Origin of the sequence: Borreliella yangtzensis, from assembly GCF_014201775.1 — a bacterium.
In the GTDB taxonomy this organism is placed as follows: domain Bacteria; phylum Spirochaetota; class Spirochaetia; order Borreliales; family Borreliaceae; genus Borreliella; species Borreliella yangtzensis.
Map to the genome: position 1 here is coordinate 1 of NZ_JACHFG010000007.1, position 24,355 is coordinate 24,355.

At 25.0% G+C, this 24,355-nt stretch carries 19 protein-coding genes and 10 pseudogenes; 18 read left to right on the plus strand and 11 right to left on the minus strand.

Annotation, left to right across the window (positions count from 1 at the left end; translation table 11 throughout):
- Window positions 1–633: 633 nt before the first annotated feature.
- The 5 genes and pseudogenes from HNP68_RS05055 to HNP68_RS05075 form a co-directional block, all read right to left on the minus strand.
- Window positions 634–1,362 carry an OspD family protein gene (locus HNP68_RS05055; protein WP_183221108.1) on the minus strand — a complete coding sequence of 243 codons (729 nt, stop codon included), beginning with the start codon at window positions 1,360–1,362 and terminating at the stop codon, window positions 634–636.
- 692 nt (window positions 1,363–2,054) lie between these two features.
- Window positions 2,055–2,488: pseudogene (locus tag HNP68_RS05060) on the minus strand (terminase large subunit domain-containing protein); the annotation flags it as partial.
- Window positions 2,489–2,752: 264 nt separating this feature from the next.
- On the minus strand, window positions 2,753–2,920 hold the full coding sequence (locus HNP68_RS05065; protein WP_183221111.1) for a hypothetical protein: 168 nt from the start codon (window positions 2,918–2,920) through the stop codon (window positions 2,753–2,755).
- A gap of 17 nt (window positions 2,921–2,937) precedes the next feature.
- Window positions 2,938–3,114, minus strand: coding sequence for a hypothetical protein (locus tag HNP68_RS05070; RefSeq protein WP_183221113.1), 177 nt, complete (start codon window positions 3,112–3,114; stop codon window positions 2,938–2,940).
- A gap of 199 nt (window positions 3,115–3,313) precedes the next feature.
- On the minus strand, window positions 3,314–3,547 hold the full coding sequence (locus HNP68_RS05075; RefSeq protein ID WP_183221115.1) for a hypothetical protein: 234 nt from the start codon (window positions 3,545–3,547) through the stop codon (window positions 3,314–3,316).
- Between the two features lie 241 nt (window positions 3,548–3,788).
- Between HNP68_RS05075 and HNP68_RS05080 the strand changes: the two are divergent.
- Window positions 3,789–4,671: pseudogene (locus tag HNP68_RS05080) on the plus strand (S2/P23 family protein).
- A 649-nt stretch (window positions 4,672–5,320) separates the two neighbouring features.
- On the opposite strand, the gene HNP68_RS05085 reads toward HNP68_RS05080, so the two are convergent.
- Window positions 5,321–9,136: an Eco57I restriction-modification methylase domain-containing protein gene (locus HNP68_RS05085; protein ID WP_183221117.1), complete on the minus strand. Its 3,816-nt coding sequence runs from the start codon at window positions 9,134–9,136 to the stop codon at window positions 5,321–5,323.
- 1,201 nt (window positions 9,137–10,337) lie between these two features.
- On the opposite strand from HNP68_RS05085, the pseudogene HNP68_RS05090 reads away from it, so the two are divergent.
- From HNP68_RS05090 to HNP68_RS07220, 9 genes and pseudogenes are all read left to right on the plus strand, one after another.
- Window positions 10,338–10,469: pseudogene (locus HNP68_RS05090) on the plus strand (DUF1357 family protein); the annotation flags it as partial.
- Between the two features lie 11 nt (window positions 10,470–10,480).
- A pseudogene (locus HNP68_RS05095) lies at window positions 10,481–11,060 on the plus strand (DUF228 domain-containing protein).
- Between the two features lie 17 nt (window positions 11,061–11,077).
- The gene (locus HNP68_RS05100; RefSeq protein ID WP_183221121.1) at window positions 11,078–12,034 is read left to right on the plus strand and encodes a hypothetical protein; all 957 of its coding nucleotides are present in this window, start codon (window positions 11,078–11,080) and stop codon (window positions 12,032–12,034) included.
- 88 nt (window positions 12,035–12,122) lie between these two features.
- Window positions 12,123–12,215: pseudogene (locus HNP68_RS07735) on the plus strand (Bdr family repetitive protein); the annotation flags it as partial.
- A gap of 763 nt (window positions 12,216–12,978) precedes the next feature.
- Window positions 12,979–13,125, plus strand: a complete 147-nt coding sequence (locus HNP68_RS05105; RefSeq protein WP_183221123.1) for a hypothetical protein — start codon at window positions 12,979–12,981, stop codon at window positions 13,123–13,125.
- Window positions 13,115–13,312 (plus strand): DnaB-like helicase N-terminal domain-containing protein, encoded by a 198-nt coding sequence (locus tag HNP68_RS05110; protein WP_183221125.1) that lies wholly within the window; start codon window positions 13,115–13,117, stop codon window positions 13,310–13,312. The genes HNP68_RS05105 and HNP68_RS05110 overlap by 11 nt, the downstream gene beginning before the upstream one ends.
- Window positions 13,313–13,758: 446 nt before the next feature.
- Window positions 13,759–13,815, plus strand: a pseudogene (locus HNP68_RS07215) (hypothetical protein); the annotation flags it as partial.
- A 53-nt stretch (window positions 13,816–13,868) separates the two neighbouring features.
- Window positions 13,869–13,991 (plus strand): hypothetical protein, encoded by a 123-nt coding sequence (locus HNP68_RS07555; RefSeq protein ID WP_272955327.1) that lies wholly within the window; start codon window positions 13,869–13,871, stop codon window positions 13,989–13,991.
- A 76-nt stretch (window positions 13,992–14,067) separates the two neighbouring features.
- A pseudogene (locus tag HNP68_RS07220) lies at window positions 14,068–14,507 on the plus strand (DnaB-like helicase C-terminal domain-containing protein).
- Window positions 14,508–14,759: 252 nt separating this feature from the next.
- Here the strand turns inward: HNP68_RS07220 and HNP68_RS07225 are convergent.
- Window positions 14,760–14,975: a hypothetical protein gene (locus HNP68_RS07225; protein ID WP_420703292.1), complete on the minus strand. Its 216-nt coding sequence runs from the start codon at window positions 14,973–14,975 to the stop codon at window positions 14,760–14,762.
- A 35-nt stretch (window positions 14,976–15,010) separates the two neighbouring features.
- A complete protein-coding gene (locus tag HNP68_RS07900) occupies window positions 15,011–15,109 on the minus strand; it encodes a hypothetical protein (protein ID WP_476375307.1) in 99 nt (32 codons plus the stop codon).
- Window positions 15,110–15,780: 671 nt separating this feature from the next.
- Between HNP68_RS07900 and HNP68_RS05135 the strand changes: the two genes are divergently transcribed.
- From HNP68_RS05135 to HNP68_RS07740, 5 genes and pseudogenes are all read left to right on the plus strand, one after another.
- On the plus strand, window positions 15,781–16,644 hold the full coding sequence (locus tag HNP68_RS05135) for a plasmid maintenance protein (RefSeq protein ID WP_183221131.1): 864 nt from the start codon (window positions 15,781–15,783) through the stop codon (window positions 16,642–16,644).
- Entirely contained in the window at window positions 16,641–17,177 is a 537-nt protein-coding gene (locus HNP68_RS05140; RefSeq protein ID WP_183221133.1) for a DUF226 domain-containing protein, read from the plus strand. The genes HNP68_RS05135 and HNP68_RS05140 overlap by 4 nt, the downstream gene beginning before the upstream one ends.
- On the plus strand, window positions 17,150–17,905 hold the full coding sequence (locus HNP68_RS05145) for a ParA family protein (protein WP_183221135.1): 756 nt from the start codon (window positions 17,150–17,152) through the stop codon (window positions 17,903–17,905). Before HNP68_RS05140 ends, HNP68_RS05145 begins: the two co-directional genes overlap by 28 nt.
- Before the next feature lie 58 nt (window positions 17,906–17,963).
- Entirely contained in the window at window positions 17,964–18,566 is a 603-nt protein-coding gene (locus tag HNP68_RS05150) for a chromosome replication/partitioning protein (protein WP_183221137.1), read from the plus strand.
- 404 nt (window positions 18,567–18,970) lie between these two features.
- A pseudogene (locus HNP68_RS07740) lies at window positions 18,971–20,121 on the plus strand (RNA-guided endonuclease InsQ/TnpB family protein).
- 92 nt (window positions 20,122–20,213) lie between these two features.
- Here HNP68_RS07740 and HNP68_RS05165 read toward each other — a convergent pair.
- Both HNP68_RS05165 and HNP68_RS07905 read right to left on the minus strand, forming a co-directional pair.
- The gene (locus HNP68_RS05165) at window positions 20,214–21,089 is read right to left on the minus strand and encodes a P12 family lipoprotein (protein WP_183221139.1); all 876 of its coding nucleotides are present in this window, start codon (window positions 21,087–21,089) and stop codon (window positions 20,214–20,216) included.
- A gap of 287 nt (window positions 21,090–21,376) precedes the next feature.
- Window positions 21,377–21,481, minus strand: a pseudogene (locus HNP68_RS07905) (BB0158 famile outer surface lipoprotein); the annotation flags it as partial.
- Between the two features lie 438 nt (window positions 21,482–21,919).
- On the opposite strand from HNP68_RS07905, the gene HNP68_RS07240 reads away from it, so the two are divergent.
- The 3 genes from HNP68_RS07240 (at window position 21,920) to bdr (ending at window position 23,493) form a co-directional block, all read left to right on the plus strand.
- Complete coding sequence (locus tag HNP68_RS07240; protein WP_476375308.1) at window positions 21,920–22,006, plus strand: hypothetical protein; 87 nt, start codon at window positions 21,920–21,922, stop codon at window positions 22,004–22,006.
- Between the two features lie 487 nt (window positions 22,007–22,493).
- On the plus strand, window positions 22,494–22,655 hold the full coding sequence (locus tag HNP68_RS07570) for a DUF226 domain-containing protein (protein ID WP_420703291.1): 162 nt from the start codon (window positions 22,494–22,496) through the stop codon (window positions 22,653–22,655).
- A gap of 157 nt (window positions 22,656–22,812) precedes the next feature.
- Entirely contained in the window at window positions 22,813–23,493 is a 681-nt protein-coding gene (gene bdr / locus HNP68_RS05180; RefSeq protein WP_183221141.1) for a Bdr family repetitive protein, read from the plus strand.
- 30 nt (window positions 23,494–23,523) lie between these two features.
- On the opposite strand, the pseudogene HNP68_RS07250 reads toward bdr, so the two are convergent.
- Window positions 23,524–24,136 (minus strand): annotated as a pseudogene (locus HNP68_RS07250) (hypothetical protein).
- Window positions 24,137–24,355 lie beyond the last annotated feature (219 nt).

The following is a 24,355-nucleotide window of genomic DNA, read 5'->3' on the forward strand; positions in this document are numbered from 1 at the left end:
AATAATATATATTATTATTATTTAGTATAAAGATTTGAAAGTCACACACTTAATACTATTACTCCATACATTAATACCATTATTCCAACATTTAATATACGCTTTTTCAAAATTCCACGAATTCATACCTTTTTGTAGTAGTTTTAATGTTGGGATTCCTAACTTTAAGTTTTGGAAAATTGCAAAATGCAATATAATATATATATGAAATTTAGCAAATTTTTTCCAAAATTCAAGTCTTCTAAGAATAGAGAAAAACTAAAGTTAAGGAAAGTTTAAAAGAAGGCATTATTAAAAGATTGGAAAATAAAAATAGGGCAGTATCAACAATTAACAATGAGAAGAAAGAGGATTATAAAAGAACTTATTGAAAATGAAAAAAATGTTTTAAGTAAGTCTTAAAATGGATAATAAAATATTTAAATTAGAGCCTTCTTTTAAAGAAGACTCTATTATAATAGTAACCACACACATCTTAACTAAGAGATATTCTTTTTTATTAATTTACTCATCAACATTATTAAAAATAGCTATACTTTTAGCCTTACATTTTTTGTATCGCTATTTTTTTGTTTAAGAAATTTATTCTTAAAAACTTTAGCTAATTCCACAATCTAGTTAATAAAAATATATTTAAGTATTTAACAGGGCCACAACTTCTTGCGCTATTTCCTTTACATTCTTGGCTATTTGTAATACCAACTCTGCTACTTCTCCTATATCTGCAAGTTTTGTATTGTTCTCAGTTTCTGTCTTTATTTTATCCAATGCCTCTTTGACTGCATTTTCTACATCAATTAACTCATCTTTTGCTTTTACTGTAGCTTCCCAAGCTATTTCTACAGCCTCTTTAGCTTGTTTTATTTCATCAGAAGCTTGTTCTATTTCATCAGAATCAGATAGTGTTTTTAGTTGCTCTTCTTGCTCTTTATACAGTTTTTGCATATTTTGTTCTGCTGCTTTAGTAAGGTTATATGCTTCTTTTGCAACATTAGACGCAACTATTGCTTTATCACTAGATTCCTTTATTTTTTCTAAATCTATTTCTGCCATTTGCGCTAAATCATGCATAGTTTTTGTTGCACCTTTTACCTGATCTGCAGCAGATGAAATTAAATTAACCGCACTTATAACTGCTTCTACAACTTTATTTGCCTCATTTGATGCATTTAAATTATCTGTTGTATTTTTTGCTTCTTTTAGTGAATTTGTAGTTTGCCCCAATAACTGATTTAATTCACCTAATGTACTCTGTTTTTTTGATTCGTAATCTTTTGAATTTAAACCTTCATTATCCAAAGAACAAGATATTGAGAGTAGTAAAAATAAACTTGACAGTAATATTTTTATTAATTTTTTCATATTTACACTCCTATAATAAACATAATGTCTTTAATTATATTTTAATATTAATTATATTTTAATATTAATTATATTTTAATATTAATTATATTTTAATATTAATTATATTTTAATATTAATTATATTTTAATATTAATTGTCTAATTTCTATTTATCTTGACTAACTTAGGACCACAGAAAACAGCAGTTAATACTAAAAGTATGCTTCTTGATGTTAAAATAAACAAAAAAAATAACTTTTATAGAATTATCTTTAAGCTATGTGAAAAGCTTATAGATAAAGCTTGTTAGCTTTATCTATAAGTCTTAAAAAATGACAGTAAAAAGTATAGATTCTCCTAATAATTTAGATAACAGTATTTTAAATAATGTAGAAAATACAGTAGAGACGTAACTATTGTATTTGGTTTTTAATTTTTAAATTACTATGTATTAATATGTTTTAGTGTTTATACTATAAATATAAGAATAATAAATGTAAATAACAAAAATAATTGAAGTAAAGAGGGGATATGTGAGTAATCTTGCATGTGGAGGTAAATTCCAATATGATCTAATGAATCACTAGAATCAACCCATCAAAACTCCTCCCTTCCCTCTAATATCATTATGGTTATCTTTTTTTAAAAAAATCATATATGTATTAATTCTCAGCTTATCTTCCCTATACATTAGATTAAAAATCTACTTTAAAGTAGATTATCATAAGTTGTAAAATTATACGTCTTAAAAGTTGCTACATTATCAATATAATCAGTTTTAAAATAATGTCCTAGATGGTCCGAATTAGTATCAAAAATAATAGTTTCTTGCCCACATCTAAGTCTTTTTAATACTTCCTCTAAAGTTTGTTTGTGTAAAACAGTAGCCTCATTAACAAAAATAAGTGCCGAATTACTATCTCTAAACCTTTCAAAATCACTTGCCTTATCCCCCCCCCATACAAATTAATACGAAGTGAGTCAGTCATTATATACGAATTATTTGAATGTATGGGGATATAAGAAGTATTAAGAAGTTTGCACAACTTTTCAAATTGACCCAAAACATTGACTTCAACCGAACGTTGAGAATTGCAAATAATGAAATTATTAGTTTCGCTAGAGTATAACTTTTTATTTTTGGATTTTGAAAGTTTTTTAATAAAGAAATTGTTTGTGTCTACTATTTCATAGTCATTTTTTAGGTAATTTTTGAAATTTTTATTGCTTAGTAGAGCATTTTTAAAGAATATTTATGGTTATTTATTTAGCGCATTTTAGAATGTCTTTTACTTTAATTATAAAGAAATATTATTAAGAACTTCTATATTTAGAGGTTCTTATAGTTTATAATATACATTTAATATTAAAAAATTAATTTAATATTATTATTTACAATCATTATCATCTTAATCAATTGAGCATTTTACAGCTTTATAAATTTCTTGATAATTATTAAGATAATTTTTAATTTTTTCCAATAATTCTTTTAATGTTTCTAAATCACTTTCAATATTATTAACTTTTATAATAGATTTATTTGTTTTACTATCTGATTCTTTTATTTTGCTTCTCAAGTTAATTCTAGTTTCTTCTAATTCTTCACAAAGATGTCTACTGCTTTACTAAGATAATCTACCCATATATTACGCATAGAATCAATAATGCTTTTAGAACTACTAATATCATCATATATAGCACCTGTAACCTTGTCTTTAATTTTTTGTCCAGTTGCTTCATCTTCCCTTTTATTTAATGTTATCAATATCACCAATTATCTTATCTATTTTATTTGCAGCCTTATTAATTTCATTTTTAGTTATTCTTTTCAAGAAGATTATCTTCAGATACTTTTCTTCTTCTTTCTTTGTTTTTTTCTCTTTCCTTTTTTCGTTCTTCCATTGCTATTTTATCTTTTTTAGCTTGTCCTATTCTTCTTTTCTTTGATTCTATCTCTTCTTTTTTTTCTCTTATTCTAATTTTTCTTTAACTACTGGTGGCTTAACGGTTGAAACTTTAGGTGCTTTTGATAATCTTGGTACTTCTAGTTTTACTGCTAATACCTTTGGTTCTGAATCCAGATTCACTAAAACCAGATGCAGGCAAAGAAAAGAAAGTAGAAGAAAAAAAATAATCTTCAAAAGAATATAGATCAAAATCAATACATCTGCCTTTAAATTAAGTGGTCCTTTTGAATTATCCATAGCTTCTGTTACTTTAATAAGGGATAAATATTTACTTATTTAAAGAGTAGCTCAACTTAACATAATATCTTTAACACGAACTACCATTTATATAATATTTATATAATATTTAATTTTAAAATAGTAGTTCACTTTTTTAGTTAACTCTTCTTTTTGATATAATGAAAAAATATTTTATGAATTTTCAAAATCAAATTAATGAGGAGAGGTTTTAAAAATTAATTAAAGCAAAAGAAATTTTATGAAAAAAGGTATAAGTATTTTAAATATATTTTTCTTTATATCATTTTTTTATTCTTGTTTTTTAGCGCCAAAATCTTTGAAAAACATCGAAACTGAAATTTCGGGATTCAGGCTAATTGAAGAGGGCAATGAAAAAGATATTAAAGAAAATAGTAACAATATTTCTTATATTAATAAAGAATCTATATTAACCGAAATAAAAGGAGGAGAAATTTATGGGAGCCTTTTTGCGGGTTATGTTACATGGGCAAAATCTGGTAATTTGAGAGCTATAAAAGACAAATATAATAATTCAATTAAAAATCTTGAAGGACTTAAGTATTCTTATATTTTTTCACCCATTCGATTTAAAAAAACTTCATTGTGGTTTAGCTATAACTATAGTTATTATATTAATGATAATAACTATAAAATATTGGGTAATGCAGTACCAATAGCTAAAATAATAGAATAGCATTTGAGTCAACCAAAGAGTTTGAAGAAAAATATGAAGTTAAAAGCCTAAAGTTAATTTCTGCAGGATCGAATATTGATTTTGAGCGATATAGAACTGGTGTTGCTGCAATTAGTTTAAAAGAGTCTTCAAAAGAGTCCGGATATATTAATTCATATAATTTCGGGGTTTTTAACGAAGACCTAACAAATTCTTTTAAACTTCTTTATAAAAAGAGTGGATATAGATATATGCTTGCATCCCTTACTATAAAAGATAGACAAACCAATAACTATGAAACCTATGAAATTATATTAAATCCAAGGCTATTTACTGATACTATTAAGCTAATATTTGCCAAGTATCCAGATTTTTATCAAAAGAAAAATTAAAGCTTCCTATTGATTTGACGAACAATAAATACCCTGGTGAAATTTTTAATAAATAGATTTATTGCTTGGAAAATACTAGAAGCACTTTAAGAAGCAAAATAAAAGATGATAAAGAAAATAAAATACTGTAGAAGTTAGTGATATTGGGGATAATTTAGAAAGATTAAAAAGTTATTTAAAAGAAATTAAAGGATAACTTGAAAATTCCAAAAAGGAAAAGATAACTTCTAAAGTTATAAAATGCGGAGTATTTAGCATAGATTGTCCTAAATGATACTTAATTGATTTATTAATATAAAAAACTATAAAAACTCTTTTTATAAATTACCAATAATTTTTACTAAATCATATTCTTTGGCCCCATTACGAATCACAAAAAGAATTACGAAATGTCACTAATATATACTTCTCTATGACTTTCTATATGGACTACAAACTCTTTATTTTTAAAATCTTTGGCCTAAAAACCCAACTAAAATGATACATTGCTGCATTTTTAAATCTATAAACATTATTTTCTTCAATTTCTAAAAGTTTTTTAGTTTATCTACTGCTTTCTTTAAAAATAACTTCGCCAAGAATAGCTTTTGCATTATTTTATAGTAATATTTTTAGTAAAAACATACATTTCATCAAATGAATATAAAGCTCTTTATAACAACAAATTTATCTTTATAATACTTAACTAAGCATAAATTGTTAAGCTTAGTTAAGTTTATTTATTCTTAAATAATTCTCATATCCTTTTATTAAAGACGAAATATAGACTTCTCCTTTTTTATTTTTTAATACCTCAAAGTCATTAAGTAAAACCCTAAAATCTTCTTTGGTCAGAGAATAAAGACGAGCTACAATAAAATTATTTTCATTTTCTTTTTCTTTAAAAAATTCATCTTCTTTATCTAGATTTAATATTTTATCAACTTCTTCTTTATTAAGCCCAAAATGTTCTAGGTAAATTAAATATTTAAAGTTCTCTGGATCATTTTTAGTTATCAGTAGAGAAGTATTTTTTGCAAGATTTAGATATAAAGAATTACTTAAGATTTCTTTTTCTTCAGGTTGAGGCATTGGACATTGATATAAACATGGTTTTTGAACATGTATATTAACAAATCTTCTTAGCAAAAAATCAAATGGTAATGAATTAAAAATAGATATAATAAACAATTTTTTATAAATAGATATTGGTTTTTTCTCATAATTTATATACAATGAACTTACACAATAACAATTTTTAGGAGATAAAGTGCTAATCATGGTTCTTTCATTGGTATTACTTGCAATATCTCTATATAGTATTCTTTCAGTTTGATGTTGACTATCTTTAGATAATATTTTTGATAAATCTTCTTTATCTATCCACAGTAATTTAGAATTTTCTTTTGCGGATTTATCTTTAAAAAATCTTGAATTAAACTGATGAATATTAGCTCCAGAATAAAGAAATATAAAGTTTTCATTATCATATTCTTTATACAATGATTTATGAATTGTTAAATTGAGTCCTAATCCAAAATCAATATATTCTTCACTAAGAACACTAAATGAAATAAACATTTTTCTAATTAAATTAAATTCCTCATTATTTTTAATTTCTATTATTGACTCTTGAATAGGAGATAGTTTTTTAATTTGGTCTATTTTTAATTCAATTCCTTGGTAAGCATTGTCTTTATTGTCTTTTAAATCTCTAGTTATTTCTTTTAAAATATTATCACTACTCTGAATCATAAATTTTGCTTTAAAACTTGATGTAGAAACTTTGATATTACTAAGTTGAAATATAGCAAATTTAAACCGAGAATCCACATCTTTAAATCTTTTTTTGTTTTCAAATTGGTAAATATAGCTGAGTTTATAGTTATTAAAAATATGCTTTCTTAGTTCTCTAGAACTATATTCATTCCAAAGACTAGAGGGGGTTAGATAAGTTAAATTGCCCCCTGGTTTTATTAATTTTAAATTAAATGCAACAAAATATCTAAAAAGATTAGGATCTCCACCACTAGAAAAGTCTTTAAAATCAAATTTATAAATATTGTTAATGGCGGTTATACTATTTTTTTCTTCATTGTATTCAATATTTAAAGGATGAGTATCTTTACTAAGTATTCCTTCCTTTATTTTATTTTGTTCTTTTATACTTAGTTTTCTATAGCTCGGAATATGTTTTGAAAAAAATTCAGATTCATTAAACTTGGTTTTTTCCCATGGAGGATTTCCAATTACAATATCAAAGCCTTCCTCAATATCTGGAAACTCAATTCCATAGTGAAAAAATTTATAGTAGCTACTTAATTTTCTAATTTTTTCTATTTTTTCTTTATCTTCGCTAGAAGTTTTATTGCCTAAAATATTTTCAATTAAACTAATTACAGCTGTAATATCACTAAATTCTATTTTTAAAGATTTGTCAAAAGATAACGAATAAAGTTTGATTAAAGAAAATATTATTCTTAAATAATCTGTATCTTCACTTTCCTCATATTCTTTGTATATCTTTTTGGATTTTTCTATATCTTCTTTAGTAGTATCGTTAATACTTTTAATTTTTTGATAGCTATCTTCTAAAATAGTTGTAATTTCTTTAATTCTTTCTTTAAATAACGAAAATCCACTTTCAAATTTCTTTTTTGTAATATCAAAAAATTCATCCTTGGTATATCCTAGCAGGGCATTTCCTACTTTTATGTGATGTTCAATAAAGCTTAGTGGAGTTCCAAAAATAAAGGTATTAATCCATAAACTTAACATAGTAATTTCAACCGAAATAGGATTAATATCAACACCATAAATACACTTCTTTAATAGCATCCTTTTAAGTACCAATTCTTTACTTATACTATCCTGAACATCATATTCTTCACTTTCTTTAAGAATAGCTCTATATTCTTTATCAAGCTCTTTTTTTACATCTTTAAATTTATCTAGCTCGTACCATACTTTCTCTGTTAAGTAATCTAAACAAGAAATTAAAAAATGTCCTGATCCACAAGAATTATCAATGATTTTTATATCTAAAGGAGATTTGGTTTTAAGCTGTTCTTCAATTGAAGATATGACCATAAAGTTAGTTAAGTCATCTGGGGTATAATACGCTCCGCTTTTCTTTCTATCAAGCGATCTAGATGTAAGATAAATATTGCCTTTATGGTATGTAGCAACCTTGCTTACTTTCTTGTTTTTAAGCTCTTCTTCAGTACGAATGAGATAAACTCCGTCTTCAACAATATGATGAACAGTGGTATCTGCAATTCTTAGGTCATATTCAAGTAGCGTCTCGTACAATTCTCCAAAACTTTTAGGATCTAGCTTTGAATACTCTACAAATTTTTCATCTTTAATATTTTTTTCTTCAAAGAAAAGTATTTTAACCAGTATTTCTTCAAGTTCACTAATACTTAGTAAACTTTCATTATTTAAATATTTAACCTTGTCTTCTGTAAATAATCCTCCATTAAATATAGGAAACTTTATTGCATCACTTCCCTTATCAAGCAGGTTGAAAATTGTTATTATTTTTTTATATCCTAATTTCTTTTTTGTATTTTCATCATAAAAAAAATATCTAAAAGATATAGAAGATCTGTATAGCTTATTTTCTTCTAATATTTTCTTAAAAAATTCGTTATCTTCAATATATGCAATAAAAAATATTCTTAAAATAAAAATAATTGATTCTTCAAGTATTCTATCTAAAATATTATGAGTAATTTCTTTGTCTGATACTTTAAATTCTTTGTCATATATATTTTTTGCAATTTTAAAGACTATAGAGTCGTCGGGCCTCTCATAAAGTATCTCTCTAAGGGTTTTTTGAATTATCTCTTTTTCTTTAGATATTTGTTCTTTTTCAATCTCTATTACATTGCTTGTCTTTAGGTATCTTTCTTTTCTTATAAGGTAGATGAATAAAATAAACCATTCTTGTTCTTTGTATTCTTCTTTTTCTTCAATTTTAGAAAAATCAAATTCAATATATCTTTTTTCTCCATAAAGGACTTTAGATTTATCATATAATCTCCATATCTTCCCATTTGAAAGTATCCCATAATGTTTTTGATATTGATTTAGATATCTATATAACTGATCTTCTGTTTCTTTTACTTTATTTTTAGTATCAAAACTAAATGATGAACGCTTAACTTCTGCTATAAGCAAGATATCTTCAGCTGGAATAGGCTCATTATTTTTTTTAGCTTCTTCTAATTTATTATTAAAATCTACTTTGTCTTTATCATTTTCAAAAAGTAGTATATCTACTCTAGACTCCACTCCTTCTATTTGCCCAACTTTTTGTTGTTCTACTGAATAATTTAGTTCTTCAAATATAGATCTTAGTAAAGACTCTATATTTGCTTCTGTTGAATTATCATCTATTGAAGAAAGTTTATTCTTCATAAGAATAAAAAAAGCTTTTAGCTTATTAATATTCTCTTTTTTTATAAAATCTTTTGATAGTTCTTTATAAAGTGACATATTTGGATCATTTGTTTTTACAATGTTGTTAGTTTTCATCATTTATGCTTACAAAAACCATTTCTTTTTGTTTTTATTTTTGTTTTTCTTTACCTTTTAATTTTTTGAAGCCCTTCTCAAGTATTTTTAAGCTCTTCAAATTTCTTTTTAGCCGCTTCTAATTCTTTTTTTTCTATTCCTTTTTTTCTTTTTTAAATCTATCTTCAGGCTCATTTAATTTGTCTTTAAACTTTTCCTTATCTTCTAATTTTTTATTTTTTTTATCGTACTAACAATACGTTCTAAGAGAAGTTTTTTTTAGAATTCAATTTCTCTATTTTATCCTTTAATTCTTAATTTTTTTCTTCAATCTCTTCTGTATCTAAAATATCTAAAAATCAATTATTATTGTTTTTCTAAATTTTGTTTTGAACTTTCTAAATCTTTGCAACTTATATAATTCTTGCAAGAACTTTTCAATACAAAAATAACGCAAATAATAAACATTTTTTTCATAATTATCACATTCTAGAATTTAAAAATATATCAAAGCTCTAAATTTACAATTTTTTGCAGCTTTAAATAAAGACGGAGAATTTAATATATTCTTACAACATAATGAATACAAAATAAAAACAGCGCCTAATTACGTAAAAACCTAATTTGATAAATGCAATGGAAAAGAGGAGTGCTAATAATCAAAAAATACCTTCTAAGAGACAGTTAAAGAGGGGTTCTTCAAAGCAGTATAGATAAATTACAATTTTATAAATGAATGCTGGTGCATACATGTACAGCAATCAATAATATAGTGATCCTTTTTATTATTATTGTGGGGGTTTGCTATGTAAGCATATTGCTACGACTTAAATATATAATCAAATTGTTTTTCTTTTTTTTACGCAAAATAATTTTAATTAATAATTTAGTTAAAATAAAAATGATGGTTGTTAAAAATAGAAATGGACTTACTGGTACTGTAACTATAGACTTTATACCCAAGTTTACTAAATTCATAGATAAAAAAAGGTAATGTGTTAAAATAAGTTGCCAGCCTTTTTATTCTTATTAAGAATTGATCTATAATTATAGTATTTATTGACGAGGAACAAGTTTTTTTTGGAAGAAAAATTATTCTCATTTTGAGAAAAGGAGTTTAAAAGTGATTGAAAATGAAAAAAAAGAAGACTTGCAAACACAAGTCAAAGAAGAACAGTAAGTTAAATCTGATACTAAAGTTATAACTGATGAAGGATTTTAAGAAAGTGCAAGCTTGCTCAATTCTAATTTTATTCCAATTGATTTTACGGAGTTTTTACAAGCTTTAATAAATATTTGCAAGCAAAGGAAAGTTCAATTTTATGAAAATCTAAAAAGAATGAGCATTGCTTAAAGGAGTTTTAAATGAGTGATATTGCAAAAATTAAGGAAGAGTTTGACAAAAAAGTTACTGAAGTTAAAGCATTAATGAAAAATTCACAGCAAGATTCTGACCTACTTAGCAATTCTATTGAGTTTAGAGACAAAAACATGCAATTTTTTGATTCTGAAGGCGTTAGAACTAGTAAGATTGATAAATTAAAAAATCATCCATTTTTGGGGTATCCTTACAAGTGCAGGATCAAAATAGCTATTCAAGAGGATAAAAAGGATCAAATTCACTGCGAACCTCATGTTAAAGCTGGCAGTGGTGAACACTTATACGGAATATGCATCAATATAGACGAGTTTAGCAAAGCATCTAGCATCTACTATTGTCCCAATTGTCAATAATTTTGAAGGTTATTTAGTAGAAAAAGAATGCTACACCTAAAGCAAAAGACAAGCTTTTTTTAATAAATACGATGCTCTAGAAAAGGTTAATGGAGCACAAAATAAAGCAACTGTTAATGCTATAGCGCTATCTGATGCACTTCAAATTAGTAATGATGTTTATTTAATAAAAGTAGCAGTATTTGGGAATAGAGATAAAAGCTCAAATTAAAATTTAGGAGGATTTAAATGTCATTATATGATGAAAATTATTATGCAAAAGCTATAGCTAACATTATAGGAGAAGTTGAAGCCCCTATAATGTATAGATGGTTTTTACCCGAACAATTTGAAGATGTTAATCTACAAATGGGCTTCCGAAAAATTGTAAAATGGGACACGTTTTTAAATGCCAATCCCACAACAATAGCCAATGAGATTCATACTGTCTCAACTATTTTTGGTTACAAAAAGGTAATACTAAACTACTTAAATTTGCAGCGCAAATTTACACATTTAAAGCATGAGTCTGAAAACTTTAACACTTCAGACTCATATATTAGCGACATTAATAATAATCCACTTCCTTTTGCTCAAGCCTATATACTTGCAAATAAAGAAATTATGAAAATTATTAATAATTTTGTACTAACAGGTACTGTTCCAATTCTAAAAGATGGAAAAAGTCAAAAACGTCCACTTCCTAATATGTACGGATTTCTTAATATGCCGCAGCAAATAAAAGAAGAAGTTGCAAGTGGTAATAAGGATAAAATGGATAAAATATTTGAAAAAATTGAGGTAGGACTTTCCAAACTAGAGCTAGAGGACGAATTTTCTACACCCATGATGGTAATAGTTGATCCAATAACCTCATTGAAATTGATAGAACCATATACAGTAGGACAAGCTGTTCCATCAAGTTGCGAAAAATGGGAAGATGTTTTAATTCAAACTATTAAAGCTATTAATAATCGACAAGACGTTTACATTGAAACTTCAAACTTGTTAAGTCATCAAATACTCATTTACCCATTAAACCCAAAGCTTATTAAGTTTAAACCTAGCAAATATATGCTGCCTGTGCCTAATGAACATGTTGATGAAGACTCAACCGGTATTGCTCATTCATACATTGATTTTGTTTTAGGTGGTTTACTTGCTACTAAGAATAGTATTTTGCAAATTAATATTAAACAAAATTAAAAGAATTTTGGGGGTGTAATATTTTTGTATAACAAAAATATATATAGTTGTATTAAGAGTATAAATTATAAAATATATTAATTTATAAAATTTAGAAAAACAATTTGGGATAAGATTTGATAATCTTGTTTCTAAGATTGACTGTGTAAAAATTAAACTTAATACTAAGATTGATGCTGTAGGTATGTCTTTTTGTAAATTCTTATTAGAAAAGCTGGAGATGAGCAACAGGGGAATAGTAACTATTTTAGCGATAGTATTAGTGCCCATTACTATGTCTAGTATAGCTCCTTTTTTTATGTAGCTAATTATTAAAATTTTTAAATAGAAATTGCAATGAAGTTGGGTTTATAAAAAATGCCCAATATTTTAAGCCGGGGGGGGTTTGACATTTAAATCACAAAAAAGCATACATATTTTATAAAAAATTTTAAATACAAAGGAATCTATTTTGATTTTAAATAATCAATCTGATAATAGAATATTAGAGTAATATTAAAAGTGTCAAGAATAAAAAAATATATTTTTTTAAATGCTCATCTAGAAATTCTAGAAAAGAATATATAAAAAATAATTTCAATCTAAAATAAATTTCCAATCTTAGACTTAGTTTTCATATTACTAAAAAAGAAATAGAATACCAAAGATTGTTGAAAGTATCATGATTTCTATAAGTAAAATACAACGAATATGTAAAATTAAAAAACCGAAAAACATATCAACTTAGAGATATAGTAGCTAGTGTAAATTTAATACTATTAAAAGATAAAATAGGTCGGTCACTAAAAGAATAATACAAGAAGATATAAAAAAACTTTTAGAAAATGAATTTGGTAGTTTTATTTTCTAAAAGTTTGGGCAAAGACAATGGGGGCTTTTCATTTTACAAAATGAATACCAGTATTTGAAAAATAGAATAGCAATTATAAGAAACTTCATCAAAAATGAGATTAAAGAATATGCTTGGGGAGCAAAAAGATTATTTTGCAAGCGGTATATTTTATAAAGTTGAGAGAAATATCACTTTAGGAAATATTTCAAGAGAACTAACAATGCCAAATATAAAGGAATATGCTGAAAATGAAAAATAACTTTTGCATTAAAGATATTATTGAAAATAATAATCCTTTTAATAGGAATTCTAAAAGTGTTGTAATTGGTAGTGCATTGAATAACGCTGTTAAAATTGAAGAAATTTTGCCCTATCTAAAATCCGATGATTTTGATTTTGATATAAATAAGAAAATTTTTTCTTGTGTATGGGCAATTTACATGTAAAAGAAGTATCTATTAAGCCTATTATAGTGGCTTGAGATGACTAACTTGTAAAAGATATAAACTTTAGTAAAGTTTTAGGAGCTTTTGATATAAATGAATATATTCAGGCAATATTAAAATACACTACAGTCGGCTCTATAATAAAAAAACATATTGAAATTATAAGAGAATACAGCATAAGGCGTGTAGCCCTTAGTATTGCTAGTACTATAATTGAAGGCGATATAGATAAATAAGTAGATTTAGGAGTGCTTTTTGATAATGTGCAAAATAAAGCAAATTTAATTGAACTAACTTGCAAAAATAGAAATTTAATATATGTAAGTGATTTCTCAAAAGAAATTAATCATGATTTTTAAAATAAAAATTTTACAAAAAGTAATTTTGTAGTAAGCGGATTTAAAAGTCTTGACGAAATTATACAAGGTTTTAGTAAATCGAATTTTGTGATAATTGGAGCAAGACCGAGAGTTGGCAAAACTTCTTTTACGCTCAATATAGTAAACAACCTATGCCTCAAACAAAATCGGAGAGTTGGGGGTTTTTTACACTTGGAATGTCAAGTAAGTCTATTATTAAAAGACTTATATGGCTTAATGCCAGTATTGAATATCATAAGCCTAATAGTTTCTTAATAACTAAAAATGAGCTTATTGCCTACAATCAAACACCTTCTTAAGCTTAATAATTTGCCTTTTTATATTGAAAGTACTCAAGGTATCTAAATATACGAATTAAAAGATCGAGCTAGGCAAATGAAAAGAAATTATAATGTGCAAATTATTTTTATTGACCATATTAGCTTAATTACCATAAATCAAAACAATATTCCCCATTTTGATCAAGTTGCATTTTTGAGTCGTACTATACGCGCACTTGCTCTAGAGCTTAAAACTCTAATAACAGGTCTATCTCAAGTTACCAGAAGTGTACAAAAAAAGGTAGAGAGCCAAGTTTGGCAACCCTTAGAGAATCGGGAACGTTAGAGCGGGATGCAGACATTGTAATTTTTTTACATCAAAAAAATGAAAAATATAAAGAGAATAATAGTACTTTGGTTAATAATTTAGCTAAAGTAAAAATAATGGCTGCTATAAATAAAAATGGACCTACTGGTTCTGTAACTATAGACTTTATGCCTAGGTTTACTAAATTTGTAGATAAAGAAAGGCAATGTGCTAAAATAAGTTGCTAGCTTTTTGATTATTATTATAGCAAGCAGTTTATTTGACGATATCTGTAGATATAGTGCTAGAATTTGAGATATATTTCATTTAACATAGACAATTGATTTAAAGATTGTCTAGTAAAATAGTGGCTTAAGTTTTATGCCAAATATTTGTTTTTCTTCACTATAATCTTCTTTAAGGTGCTTTATTGTGTCGTTTATGTGTGCGGCGACATCTTCAGATAGTTCTTTTATATGGGGACATGGAGTTCAATAATATTAGTATTTACCCCAACCGATGCTGCTTTTGACCTTATCTTTCTTTTTTTTGTCATTATCGCTCACATTAATCTCTTGGATGGATTTTCTAGCCACTTTTAAAGCGCTTATTTTGGCTGTTAATTTCTCTTGAAAACTTTTTTGCAAATTTAAAAATTTTTCTTCTAGATCTATAGCATTACTTGCATACCTTAAGGCTTCTTTTAATAGATTTATTTATCATAATTAATATAATAAACATGGCTAAACCATTATGAAGTTTTAAATCGAGTGGGTGAAAAAATATAAGAATACTTAAATCCTTTAAAACCTTTAATTAAATTATTATATTTACCTTTTATAACTCCCAAATTGTAAGATTTTGCCCATGTAACATAACCTGAAAAATCCCCTATAAACTTCTCCTTCTTTTATTTTAATTAACCTAGATTCTTTATTAATATTAATATGAGAAAATAGCATTATTATTTTCTTTAATATCTTTTTCATTATCCTTTTGAATTGGCTCAAAATCCGAAATTCCAGTTGCAATATTTTTTAAAGACTCTGGTACTAAAAAATAGAAATAAAAAATAATATAAAGAAAAATATATTTAAAATACTTATGCCTTTCTTAATAAAATTTCCTTTACTTTGGGCAATCTTTAAAGCCTTGCTCCATTAATTTAATGTTAAAAATTCACAAAATATTTTTTAATAATATCAAAAAGAAAAGTTCACCATATATTCATTATTTTTATTTTAAAAATATGTACGAATATTTACACCTAAAGCTTGACTTTCAGGTAATAAAAGCATGCCGCTTTTATTTAATAACTAACTAAGAAAAACTTTTCAATGAATTTAATTAAGAACAAAATAATAAATAACACCCAAAATGTCGAAAATCAAAAAACAGACAAGATAAAAATAAAAAAGATTAAATAAGGGTTGAAAATTATCTATCATTTAAAATATAATAAATTTATTATTAATAAGACTTATTAATAAAATTAAATATACGATGATCTAGGAGATTAAAATGAAGTTAATTATACCTAATTGTAATTGCCATTACAAAACAACTAAAAAGCTACTATCAAAAAACCTTAGGATTAAAAAAATAATCAGTATAATAAATCATTTAAATAAAAAGTTTGAAGAAAATTATAATATTAATCTTTGCAAAATATATTTTGCAAATGAAAAGCTTTTTATTCTTGGCATCCATCATCAACAAGATATACTAAATATACTAAACTCATTTTTAATCAAAGAAGGGTATAAACCAACTACAATTCGTACACTACGAGAAGACTTGAGATTTTTAATTCACATTAAAGCAATTAATAAAAGAATCCTAACATTTTCAAATAACCTAGGGCAATTTAAAGGCAAACTTTGTATATACCAAACTTCTAGTATTTCATACTCCCTAATTAATGCTTATTTTTCTGGAACTAAGCTTGATTTATTTAAGAAAATAAACGCAAACAAAGAAGAATTAAAACATAAAAATGTCACTCAAAATGTCACTGTATATAATAAATCATTAATAAATATAAATAATAAGAATTCTAAAAATTCTATTTTCAAAAAAATTAAAATTATTACTGCAAATACCAAACAACCAGAAAAAACATTAAAAAACGCACTTCTAAACTACAAAGATTTTAAAAATTATTTGAAAGAAGATTATCAAACAGAGGATATCAAAGAATTTTACTTAAAAAATCTAAAAAAATATAAAAATAAAATTCATTTTATGAGAAAAAATGCGCCATATAAAACAGATTTCTTTAAACTTGCTGGGGAGTTTAAAGACCATTATACTTCTAAATGGAAACTAAATCAAAACAAAACATTGGTTGATTGTCTAGCTAATTACAAAAGGAAAAAAATTTGAAAAAATTCTTAGAAAAATTTAAAAATTGTAAAAACAAAGTAAAAAAAAGAATTATTTTCGATAGAATAGAGGAAAAAGACAATAAAAAAATATATCATACTGTAATATTCAAACATTTAATTAACTTTGAAACCACTAAAAAAGGATTTAGAATAACTTTCCAAAAATTTAACGATATTGGGGGATGGAATTTTTTCAATTTGTTCCCACTAAAAGAAGATGATAAATTCTTAGGCATAAAGTATGGTTGGGATAAGCTCGAAAATACCTTTTTTATTATAGGTAACAATAATAAACGATATGCAATCAATAAATCATATTATATAGAATACAGATTTAAAAAAGGATCTATTAAGTGTTATGTGCAGTCTTTATGGACCTTATTAAGAAAAGAAAAAAAAGATACCGAATATTATAGGTTTACATTAGGACATATAAAAAAAATGGAAAGAATGGTATATGGATTTTATAATAAAAAAATAAAAGAAGAAGGAATAATAAATAAATGGATAAAAAAAAATCAAATGTTATAACAATTGCAAGTCCCAAAGGAGGTGTTGGTAAAACCACACTAACAATACTTTTCTCTTATATACTAAAAGATTTAAATAAAAGGGTACTATTGATTGACTTAGATCCACAGAATTCTCTAAGTTCTTACTTTAACAAGTATATCCTTAACATTGAGAAATATAATATTTACAGTCTCTTAAAAAAAGATGTTTATTTCGACCAATGTATAAATAAAATTAATGATTATATTTCTATAATCCCATCTCATCCTGTTTTAGAAAATTTTAATTCGGAAGTTTTAAACTATAAAGATGTTCTTTTAGAATATCATTTAAATAGAAACATTTCAAATTATAATTTTGAATATATTTTAATAGATACTCCCCCCAATCTGGGATTTATTTTAGCAAATTCTTTAAATGTTGCAGATTATATTATAATTCCGGTTCAAGTAGAAAGATTTTCCGTAGAAAGTTTGAGTATTTTAATGGATGTTATTAATGATGTTAAAGATTTTAGAAATAAAAGCTTCAATATTTCTATAATAGAAAATCAGTTTCTAAAAAATAGAAATACGTTTAAGGATGTAGAATATTTACTTTATAAGGAATATGCCTTTTATATAAAAGGGAAAATTCACTATTATAATAGTGTAAAAGTTTTGATAAATGAACTTTTAGAGCCTTCTTTAAAAGAAGCGTATTATAAAGAGGTGAAAAATGCTTTAAAAAACATTGTTTATTTGTAAACACAGGATCGTTCAGCATTGAACGACCCTGTGTTTATTTGTAAACACAAGGGGTAAAATGGGTAAAAAATCAAATAAAAAAGAACTATTTTTAAATAATAGAAAGGTCAGTCCTATAAATAAAGAATTGATAAATATAAACAATATCCAAGATAAGGATTTGATTAATTACAAAAATTTAAAGGAAAAATTAAAATATAATTTAAAAGATGATATTGATAACAAAATTGAAAGAATGAAAATTCTATACGAAATTAAAGAAAAAAAACTTTATAAATATGATAATTTTCCTAGCTTTGAGCAATTTATAAAACATTTTATAATTGCAAAAACCCAAGCTTATTTTTACCTAAGAGTTTATGAAAAGGTTTTAGAAGGGTCTATTTCTATAGATAAAATTAAAGAAATAGGGTTTAGAGGGATACAAAGACAGTTAAAAAAAAAATTCCCGGACACCAAAAAAGAGAATTTTATCAGAGGGGACAATAAAAACATTTATATTAAGATTTTAATGAAAAATAAAGAGGTTTATAAATTTTATAAAGAAGACACCAAAAGGACATATTTTATTTTGGAAAGACTTTTTTTCACCAAAAAAGAAATTTTATCAGATTTGATAATTGAATATGAAAAATATAAAAGAAAAAAAAAGAAAAAATAAATTCTTGATTTTAATTACATATAATGCTATTGTTAATTTAGGTTAGAGTTAATTCTCTCTCCTAGTTTATCGTCGCAGATAAAAACGTCCCTTTTGGGGCTTTTTTCATATATAAATAATTTCATTTTTAAAATATTGTAATGCTATTCATTTTCCTTTAAGCCATATTTTTGATTTAAGTTGCAAAAGAATATATTCTATTCTTTTTATAAAGATTTCATAACATAAAGCTTATTCTTTTATTATTTTATTTGCAAAATTTATGCAAATTTATATTTATAATTAGCTCCTAATAGGATCTTCAAAATTATCACTATAATTCTACAGTTTGTCATCTACTATATAAAATATAATTTAATTATTTAAAAAAAATAATGAGTGCTAATAAAGCTTATGAGTACTGAATATATCCTAACACCAATTAAAAGAAATATTTTTTAAAGTATTTTAGATGTGCAAGATTTTTGTATAACAAAATATTAAGTGACAAGAAAGAATATTGTGAAAAGAATGAGAAAAATATTAGTGTTAATCATCAGTATCTGTTAATTACTACTACATTTTTATAAGTTAATTATTTAAAATATTTCTATGTAGATCTAATTTTACAAATCCTATTTTAAGTGGCTTTATATAATCATTTTATATTCTTATTGAGTTTTTTTGATTATTAGTTCTAAAAGTTTGTCTATTTTTTCTACTTTTATATTTAGGCATTTCTTGTATTCTACTTCCTTTTTTAATTTATCTAAAAAAATCACTATACACAGAATGTAAATCAATCCCTGAGTTACAAAGAGACAAACTTTTAACTTCCTTTAAAAATGGAAATTCATTTTTATAATTACTTAGATTAACTTAGATTAACTTAATATTATATTTCAGTAGCAGTTGAGTGTTTAGATGTTAAAACTAAAGATAAAACTAAATGCAATAAAAAAAAAGATAGTTGGTATTAATATGAATGAGTATGGGGCATTTTTAGTAAGTGGTGAGGGGGGGGAATTAATCATCATAAATATTTACTAAAAAATAAATGCAAACTTAAGAAATACTAAAGAAAACTATTAAAAAAACAAAAGGACTCTAAAAATAGAGCTTAATCTATATTAAGAGTTGCCAATTTACATAGGAAAATTTCAAATCAAAGAAAAGATTTTTTACATAAATTACCTTATTATTTTGTAGATAATTATAAAAATATATTAATAGAAAATTTATCAATTAAAGGTATGCAAAAGGAATGTTTGGAAAAAGTGTTAATGATTTGGGATGGTATGAGTTTGTAAGACAATTATCATATAAATCAGAGTGGTCCGGATTCTATTTATATAAAATAGATAGATATTTTCCATAATAAAGCAAGCTAGCAACAACTGTGGTATTAAAAATACAATTCTAAAATTAAGTTATATTAGGTGGACTTGTGGCAGATGTAATATTTTTTCATGATATAGATATAAATGCAGCTTTAAATCTTAAAGATTATTATAAGAAAATAAAAACTAAGGTAGGAATTGCCAGAAGTAAATGTGGACCATGCTTTAGTGGATGACCATTATTTTAGAATCTAAAAAGATATCATGGGATGAAAGAAGAAGTTATTTCTATAATCTTTGATTTAGAAATAGTAGTTCACTGATTCTCTTATCTATTGAAATTTGATAAAATTGTTTTTGCATTTTCAATAAGTTCTTTTATTTCTTGCTTTCTAGCTAACACTTCATTTCTTTTATAAGAAAAAGATTCTAATTGCCTTAAAGAATTCTCTGCGGTATTTAAAGCTAATCGAGATAATTTCAATGCATAAGATTCCCTACTTTTACTCTCTAATCTTTTAATAATACTCTCTTTTAACTTTTTTTGTGCGTCGCCAAAAAATAAATCCGCAGATCTTATTTCATTTTCTGCTATATCAATCTTATAAATAAGATTATCAATTTCAACATTTTCTATCTTTAACTGATTTTGCAATTGTGCTAATTCCCCTATCTTATTTCTATTATTCTTAGAATTTTCCATTAGTGACGTTTTTTTATTTTGAATCTTTTCCATCACATCACATAAGTCATGTTTTATTAAAACATATTCATCTTTAAGCATACAAACATCTTCAATTAACTTAGAAAATCCGTAACCTTTAATGACATTTTCTATATTTCTAATTGTGTCATTTGCTTTCTTTTCTTCATTAGTAAAAGGAATTAAATCCTCTTTTTTTATCTCTTTTTTTTGAGCATGCTCAATTGATGGTATCCTAGCCTTATTACTATTTAATGTTTCTGAAGGAAATTCTTGCTCTAGAGTAATAATTAAATTCTCATATTTCTGTTCTCCAAAATTTTTATTAAACCCTTTTTGATTACTATATAAATTGTTAAAAACATCTTTTTGAACACTATTCGAAACTTCTTTTACATAATTATTATTTTTTTGCCCTTTGTGATCAGATAATTTAGAATCTAGATTGCAAGACATCAATCCCACCATTAATAATGTATATAAAAACAAATTTTTTATCATAAAAACATTCTCCATTTCTCCAATTAATAATCATTATTATAAATAATAATGATTATTAATTGGTATTATATATCATTTTGTTATTTTTGCAATAATATATCAATATCATTATTTGTATTTTATACTTTTTTACTATAAAAATATTTTTACTTATTGTTAAAGTTAGAATCAATTGTTTGTGAGAGTTGTTATCTTTATTATCTTTGATTTTTAAAATATAAAAATTTATTATTCATTAATAGGAAGCTTTAATTTCTCACTTGTTAAATTTGGATACTTGGCACTTTTTACTTAAAAGTAATGTCATTAAATAGCTTTAGACTCAATGCAATTTCATAGATTTTATCTTCATTGATTTGTTTGTCTTTTACAGTAATATGAGCAAGCATATAGTTATATTTACTCTTTTTATAAAAAAGTTTAAAAAAATCTGTTAAGGTGTCATCAAAAAAAACTAAAAATTATATAAATTATTTCATTCAGATTCTTTTAAAGATTCTTAAACTAATCACAGTAAAACCAAGGCAAATCTTTAGTTGACTCAAATGCTATTATTTTAGATATCGGCACTTTATCCCTAGTATTTTATAGTTATTATCATTAATATGATAAGTATAGCAAACCATAACGAAATTTTAAATCGAATGGGTTAAAAAATATAAGAATACTTGAGTCCTTCATATAGAAAATGGGATTGCTAAAACTTTATTCAATTTAATAAAAGATAAAAAAGTTAAGTTTAGATTAATTTAATAAAACTGCTTTGGGTTAATTAAGAAACACAAGAAGCATGTAATTTTTATAAAAGGAATTCAAAGTTTATTAGCTATATTCTTGAATATTTTTATCAAAAAAATAAGGATCAACTTATTAAGCAATTAGAAAAATATAAAAATAAGCAATACTATTTTTTATAGTATTGTCATATTAATCTTATTATAGTCTAAAGTTATATTTATATTTGTAAAATACTTATAAGGGAGTAATCATTAGATTTAGGATATTGAAAAGGGTAGTAAAAAAGCCAAACTCAAGTGAGAAAGTTGATGTAACTGATAGAAAACAAATAGCTTTTGAAAATTATTCTTTTTCCAAAAAAAGAGATTGTTGGCGATAAAACTATATATCATACAATATTGATGAATATTTTGAAGGGTTTCAAGGCCCTAGAAGATAAGCTTTTGGTTATGTTTCATTAATACCCTTTCAATATAAGGAGGAAAAGTGGATTACTTTGTTCCCAGTGAAAGATGGAGATGAGTTTTTAGGGATGTTTCGAGGATTCAAAAAGATCAAATTTGATAAATTTTACAGTGACTACGTTTCTGTTTGTAAATTTTCTAAAAAAAAATCAAAAATTTTAATAAAGCTTATTACATTGAATTTAGGTTCAAGAATGGTAGTGTGTTTTTCTATGTTCATACCATAGCTTATTTATTTGGGGATCGAGATATTAGATTTACTAGAAAATTGTATAAGCGGATACTGGATTTGGAAAAAGAAGTATTTAAGTTTTACTCTAAAGATTTGGATCCCCAAGGAACTATAACCAAGTGGATTTTTTAAAGATTAAGCAGAAAGAAGCTGAAAGATTAGATCAAATTGGCAATCCGATTAATCCCCCTCCCCGTTGTCAAGTTCTAAAAGAATTTAGGATATTTTGAAAATTTGCTGTTATTTAGCTTTGATTTGTGTTACAATGTATTTGGTGAGTAAGTGAATTATGGAATCAGTGTTGACAACAAATATTACTGAAGAGCACATATATAAAGAGTTCATTCGGTTGGGAATGGAGCAGATAATAGCTCGGGATTTGTCCAAAAGGTATTATCACAATGAACTTACATATAGAGATTTAGAAAATTTAGAAAAACAATTCGGTTTAAAGTTTGATAATCTTATTTCCGAGATCTCTTTTATAGAGAAGAATTTAAATACCAAAATAGATAATTTAGACGATAAGATTGATGTCGTTAAAAGCTGGCTCAATGTTAAGATTGATGCTGTAGAGAAAAATTTACAAAAGGATATGTCTAATTTAGATGCTAAGATTGATACTGTAGAGAAGAATTTAAACGCCAAGATTGATACTGTAGAGAAGAATTTAAACGCTAAGATTGATACTGTAGAGAAGAATTTAAACGCTAAGATTGATAATGTAGAGAAAAATTTACGAAAAGATATGTCTAATTTGGCACAAGATATAAAACAAAATCTTGACGAAAAGCTAGAAATTTTTGGAAAATTCTTATTAGAAAAAATGGAAATCAATAATCAATTATTATCGGAAAAGCTCAGGGTGAGCAATAGAATAATAACTATTGTTGCAATAGTAGTAGTTCCTATTGCGATATCTGTAATAACAACTGTTGTTGTATCGCTCATTACTAAATTTTTCAAATAGAGATTATAAAGAATTTTTCACACCAATTAATTAATTAAAAAAAATTTTAGATATAATTTGCTTTTGCAATTTATTAGTATTTTTATAGATTCCTAGATGTTTTAGGTTCACATTAATGCATAATTTTAGAGTATATAAATTTTTGCGAGATTCCTTTTCAGTAAAAAAATTTGAAATCAGATTTATAATAATAAATTTGGTTTCAGTAGCGCTGTTTAGTTAATGATTTAGATTGCCTTGATTGAGTTTTAGAGGTTTAAATGACTTAATTACATTAAGTCATTGCTATAAATTTAAAATACAAGGCGTGTTGACTAGAAAGATGTTTTGTGAGTTAGAGTTGTATTTGATTTCATTTAGTGTTTCTTTTGACTTTGCAATCATAGAGTAAACAATTCTTAGTTGTTTAGTAGTAATTCCAAAACCGAATATATTGTTTTCCACATAATTAATTCTACGTGCATCAATAGATGTTAGCCTATTTTTGTCTAAATTTTCCATACATCTGGAAGTTTCATTAGAGCAAATTAGAGAATATGTTTGAATTTGTAAGCCGTTGTTCAACGTATAAGAAAGTATATCAGATTTGAAATTGTAAGGAGTTTTGATTTTTTAGATGAATTAATGGAATTCCAGAAGCCATAATAATTCTAAGTAATTGGTGATTAGTGCTAGAAGAATTGATAAGATGTTTGCTAATGAGAATGAATTTACCCGGATTTATTTTATAAAAGGTTTTTGTTTGGGGGGATAAATTTTTGAATTTTTAGGTTAATCTTTAGAGTCAAAGTACCTATACTAATTAAAAATTAATTAATTAATTTTTAATTAGTATAGGTACTTTGACTCTAAAGATTAACCT

Bases quoted from the DNA above. Each gene is read 5' to 3' on its own strand.
- bdr (WP_183221141.1), top strand. From the start codon at position 22,813: ATGGAATCAGTGTTGACAACAAATATTACTGAAGAGCACATATATAAA.
- HNP68_RS05165 (WP_183221139.1), bottom strand. From the start codon at position 21,089: ATGATAAAAAATTTGTTTTTATATACATTATTAATGGTGGGATTGATG.
- HNP68_RS05100 (WP_183221121.1), top strand. From the start codon at position 11,078: ATGTCATTATATGATGAAAATTATTATGCAAAAGCTATAGCTAACATT.
- HNP68_RS07555 (WP_272955327.1), top strand. From the start codon at position 13,869: ATGTCAAGTAAGTCTATTATTAAAAGACTTATATGGCTTAATGCCAGT.
- HNP68_RS05145 (WP_183221135.1), top strand. From the start codon at position 17,150: ATGGATAAAAAAAAATCAAATGTTATAACAATTGCAAGTCCCAAAGGA.
- HNP68_RS05150 (WP_183221137.1), top strand. From the start codon at position 17,964: ATGGGTAAAAAATCAAATAAAAAAGAACTATTTTTAAATAATAGAAAG.
- HNP68_RS05055 (WP_183221108.1), bottom strand. From the start codon at position 1,362: ATGAAAAAATTAATAAAAATATTACTGTCAAGTTTATTTTTACTACTC.
- HNP68_RS05110 (WP_183221125.1), top strand. From the start codon at position 13,115: ATGAAAAATAACTTTTGCATTAAAGATATTATTGAAAATAATAATCCT.
- HNP68_RS05135 (WP_183221131.1), top strand. From the start codon at position 15,781: ATGAAGTTAATTATACCTAATTGTAATTGCCATTACAAAACAACTAAA.
- HNP68_RS05075 (WP_183221115.1), bottom strand. From the start codon at position 3,547: ATGGATAATTCAAAAGGACCACTTAATTTAAAGGCAGATGTATTGATT.
- HNP68_RS05085 (WP_183221117.1), bottom strand. From the start codon at position 9,136: ATGAAAACTAACAACATTGTAAAAACAAATGATCCAAATATGTCACTT.
- HNP68_RS05105 (WP_183221123.1), top strand. From the start codon at position 12,979: ATGAGATTAAAGAATATGCTTGGGGAGCAAAAAGATTATTTTGCAAGC.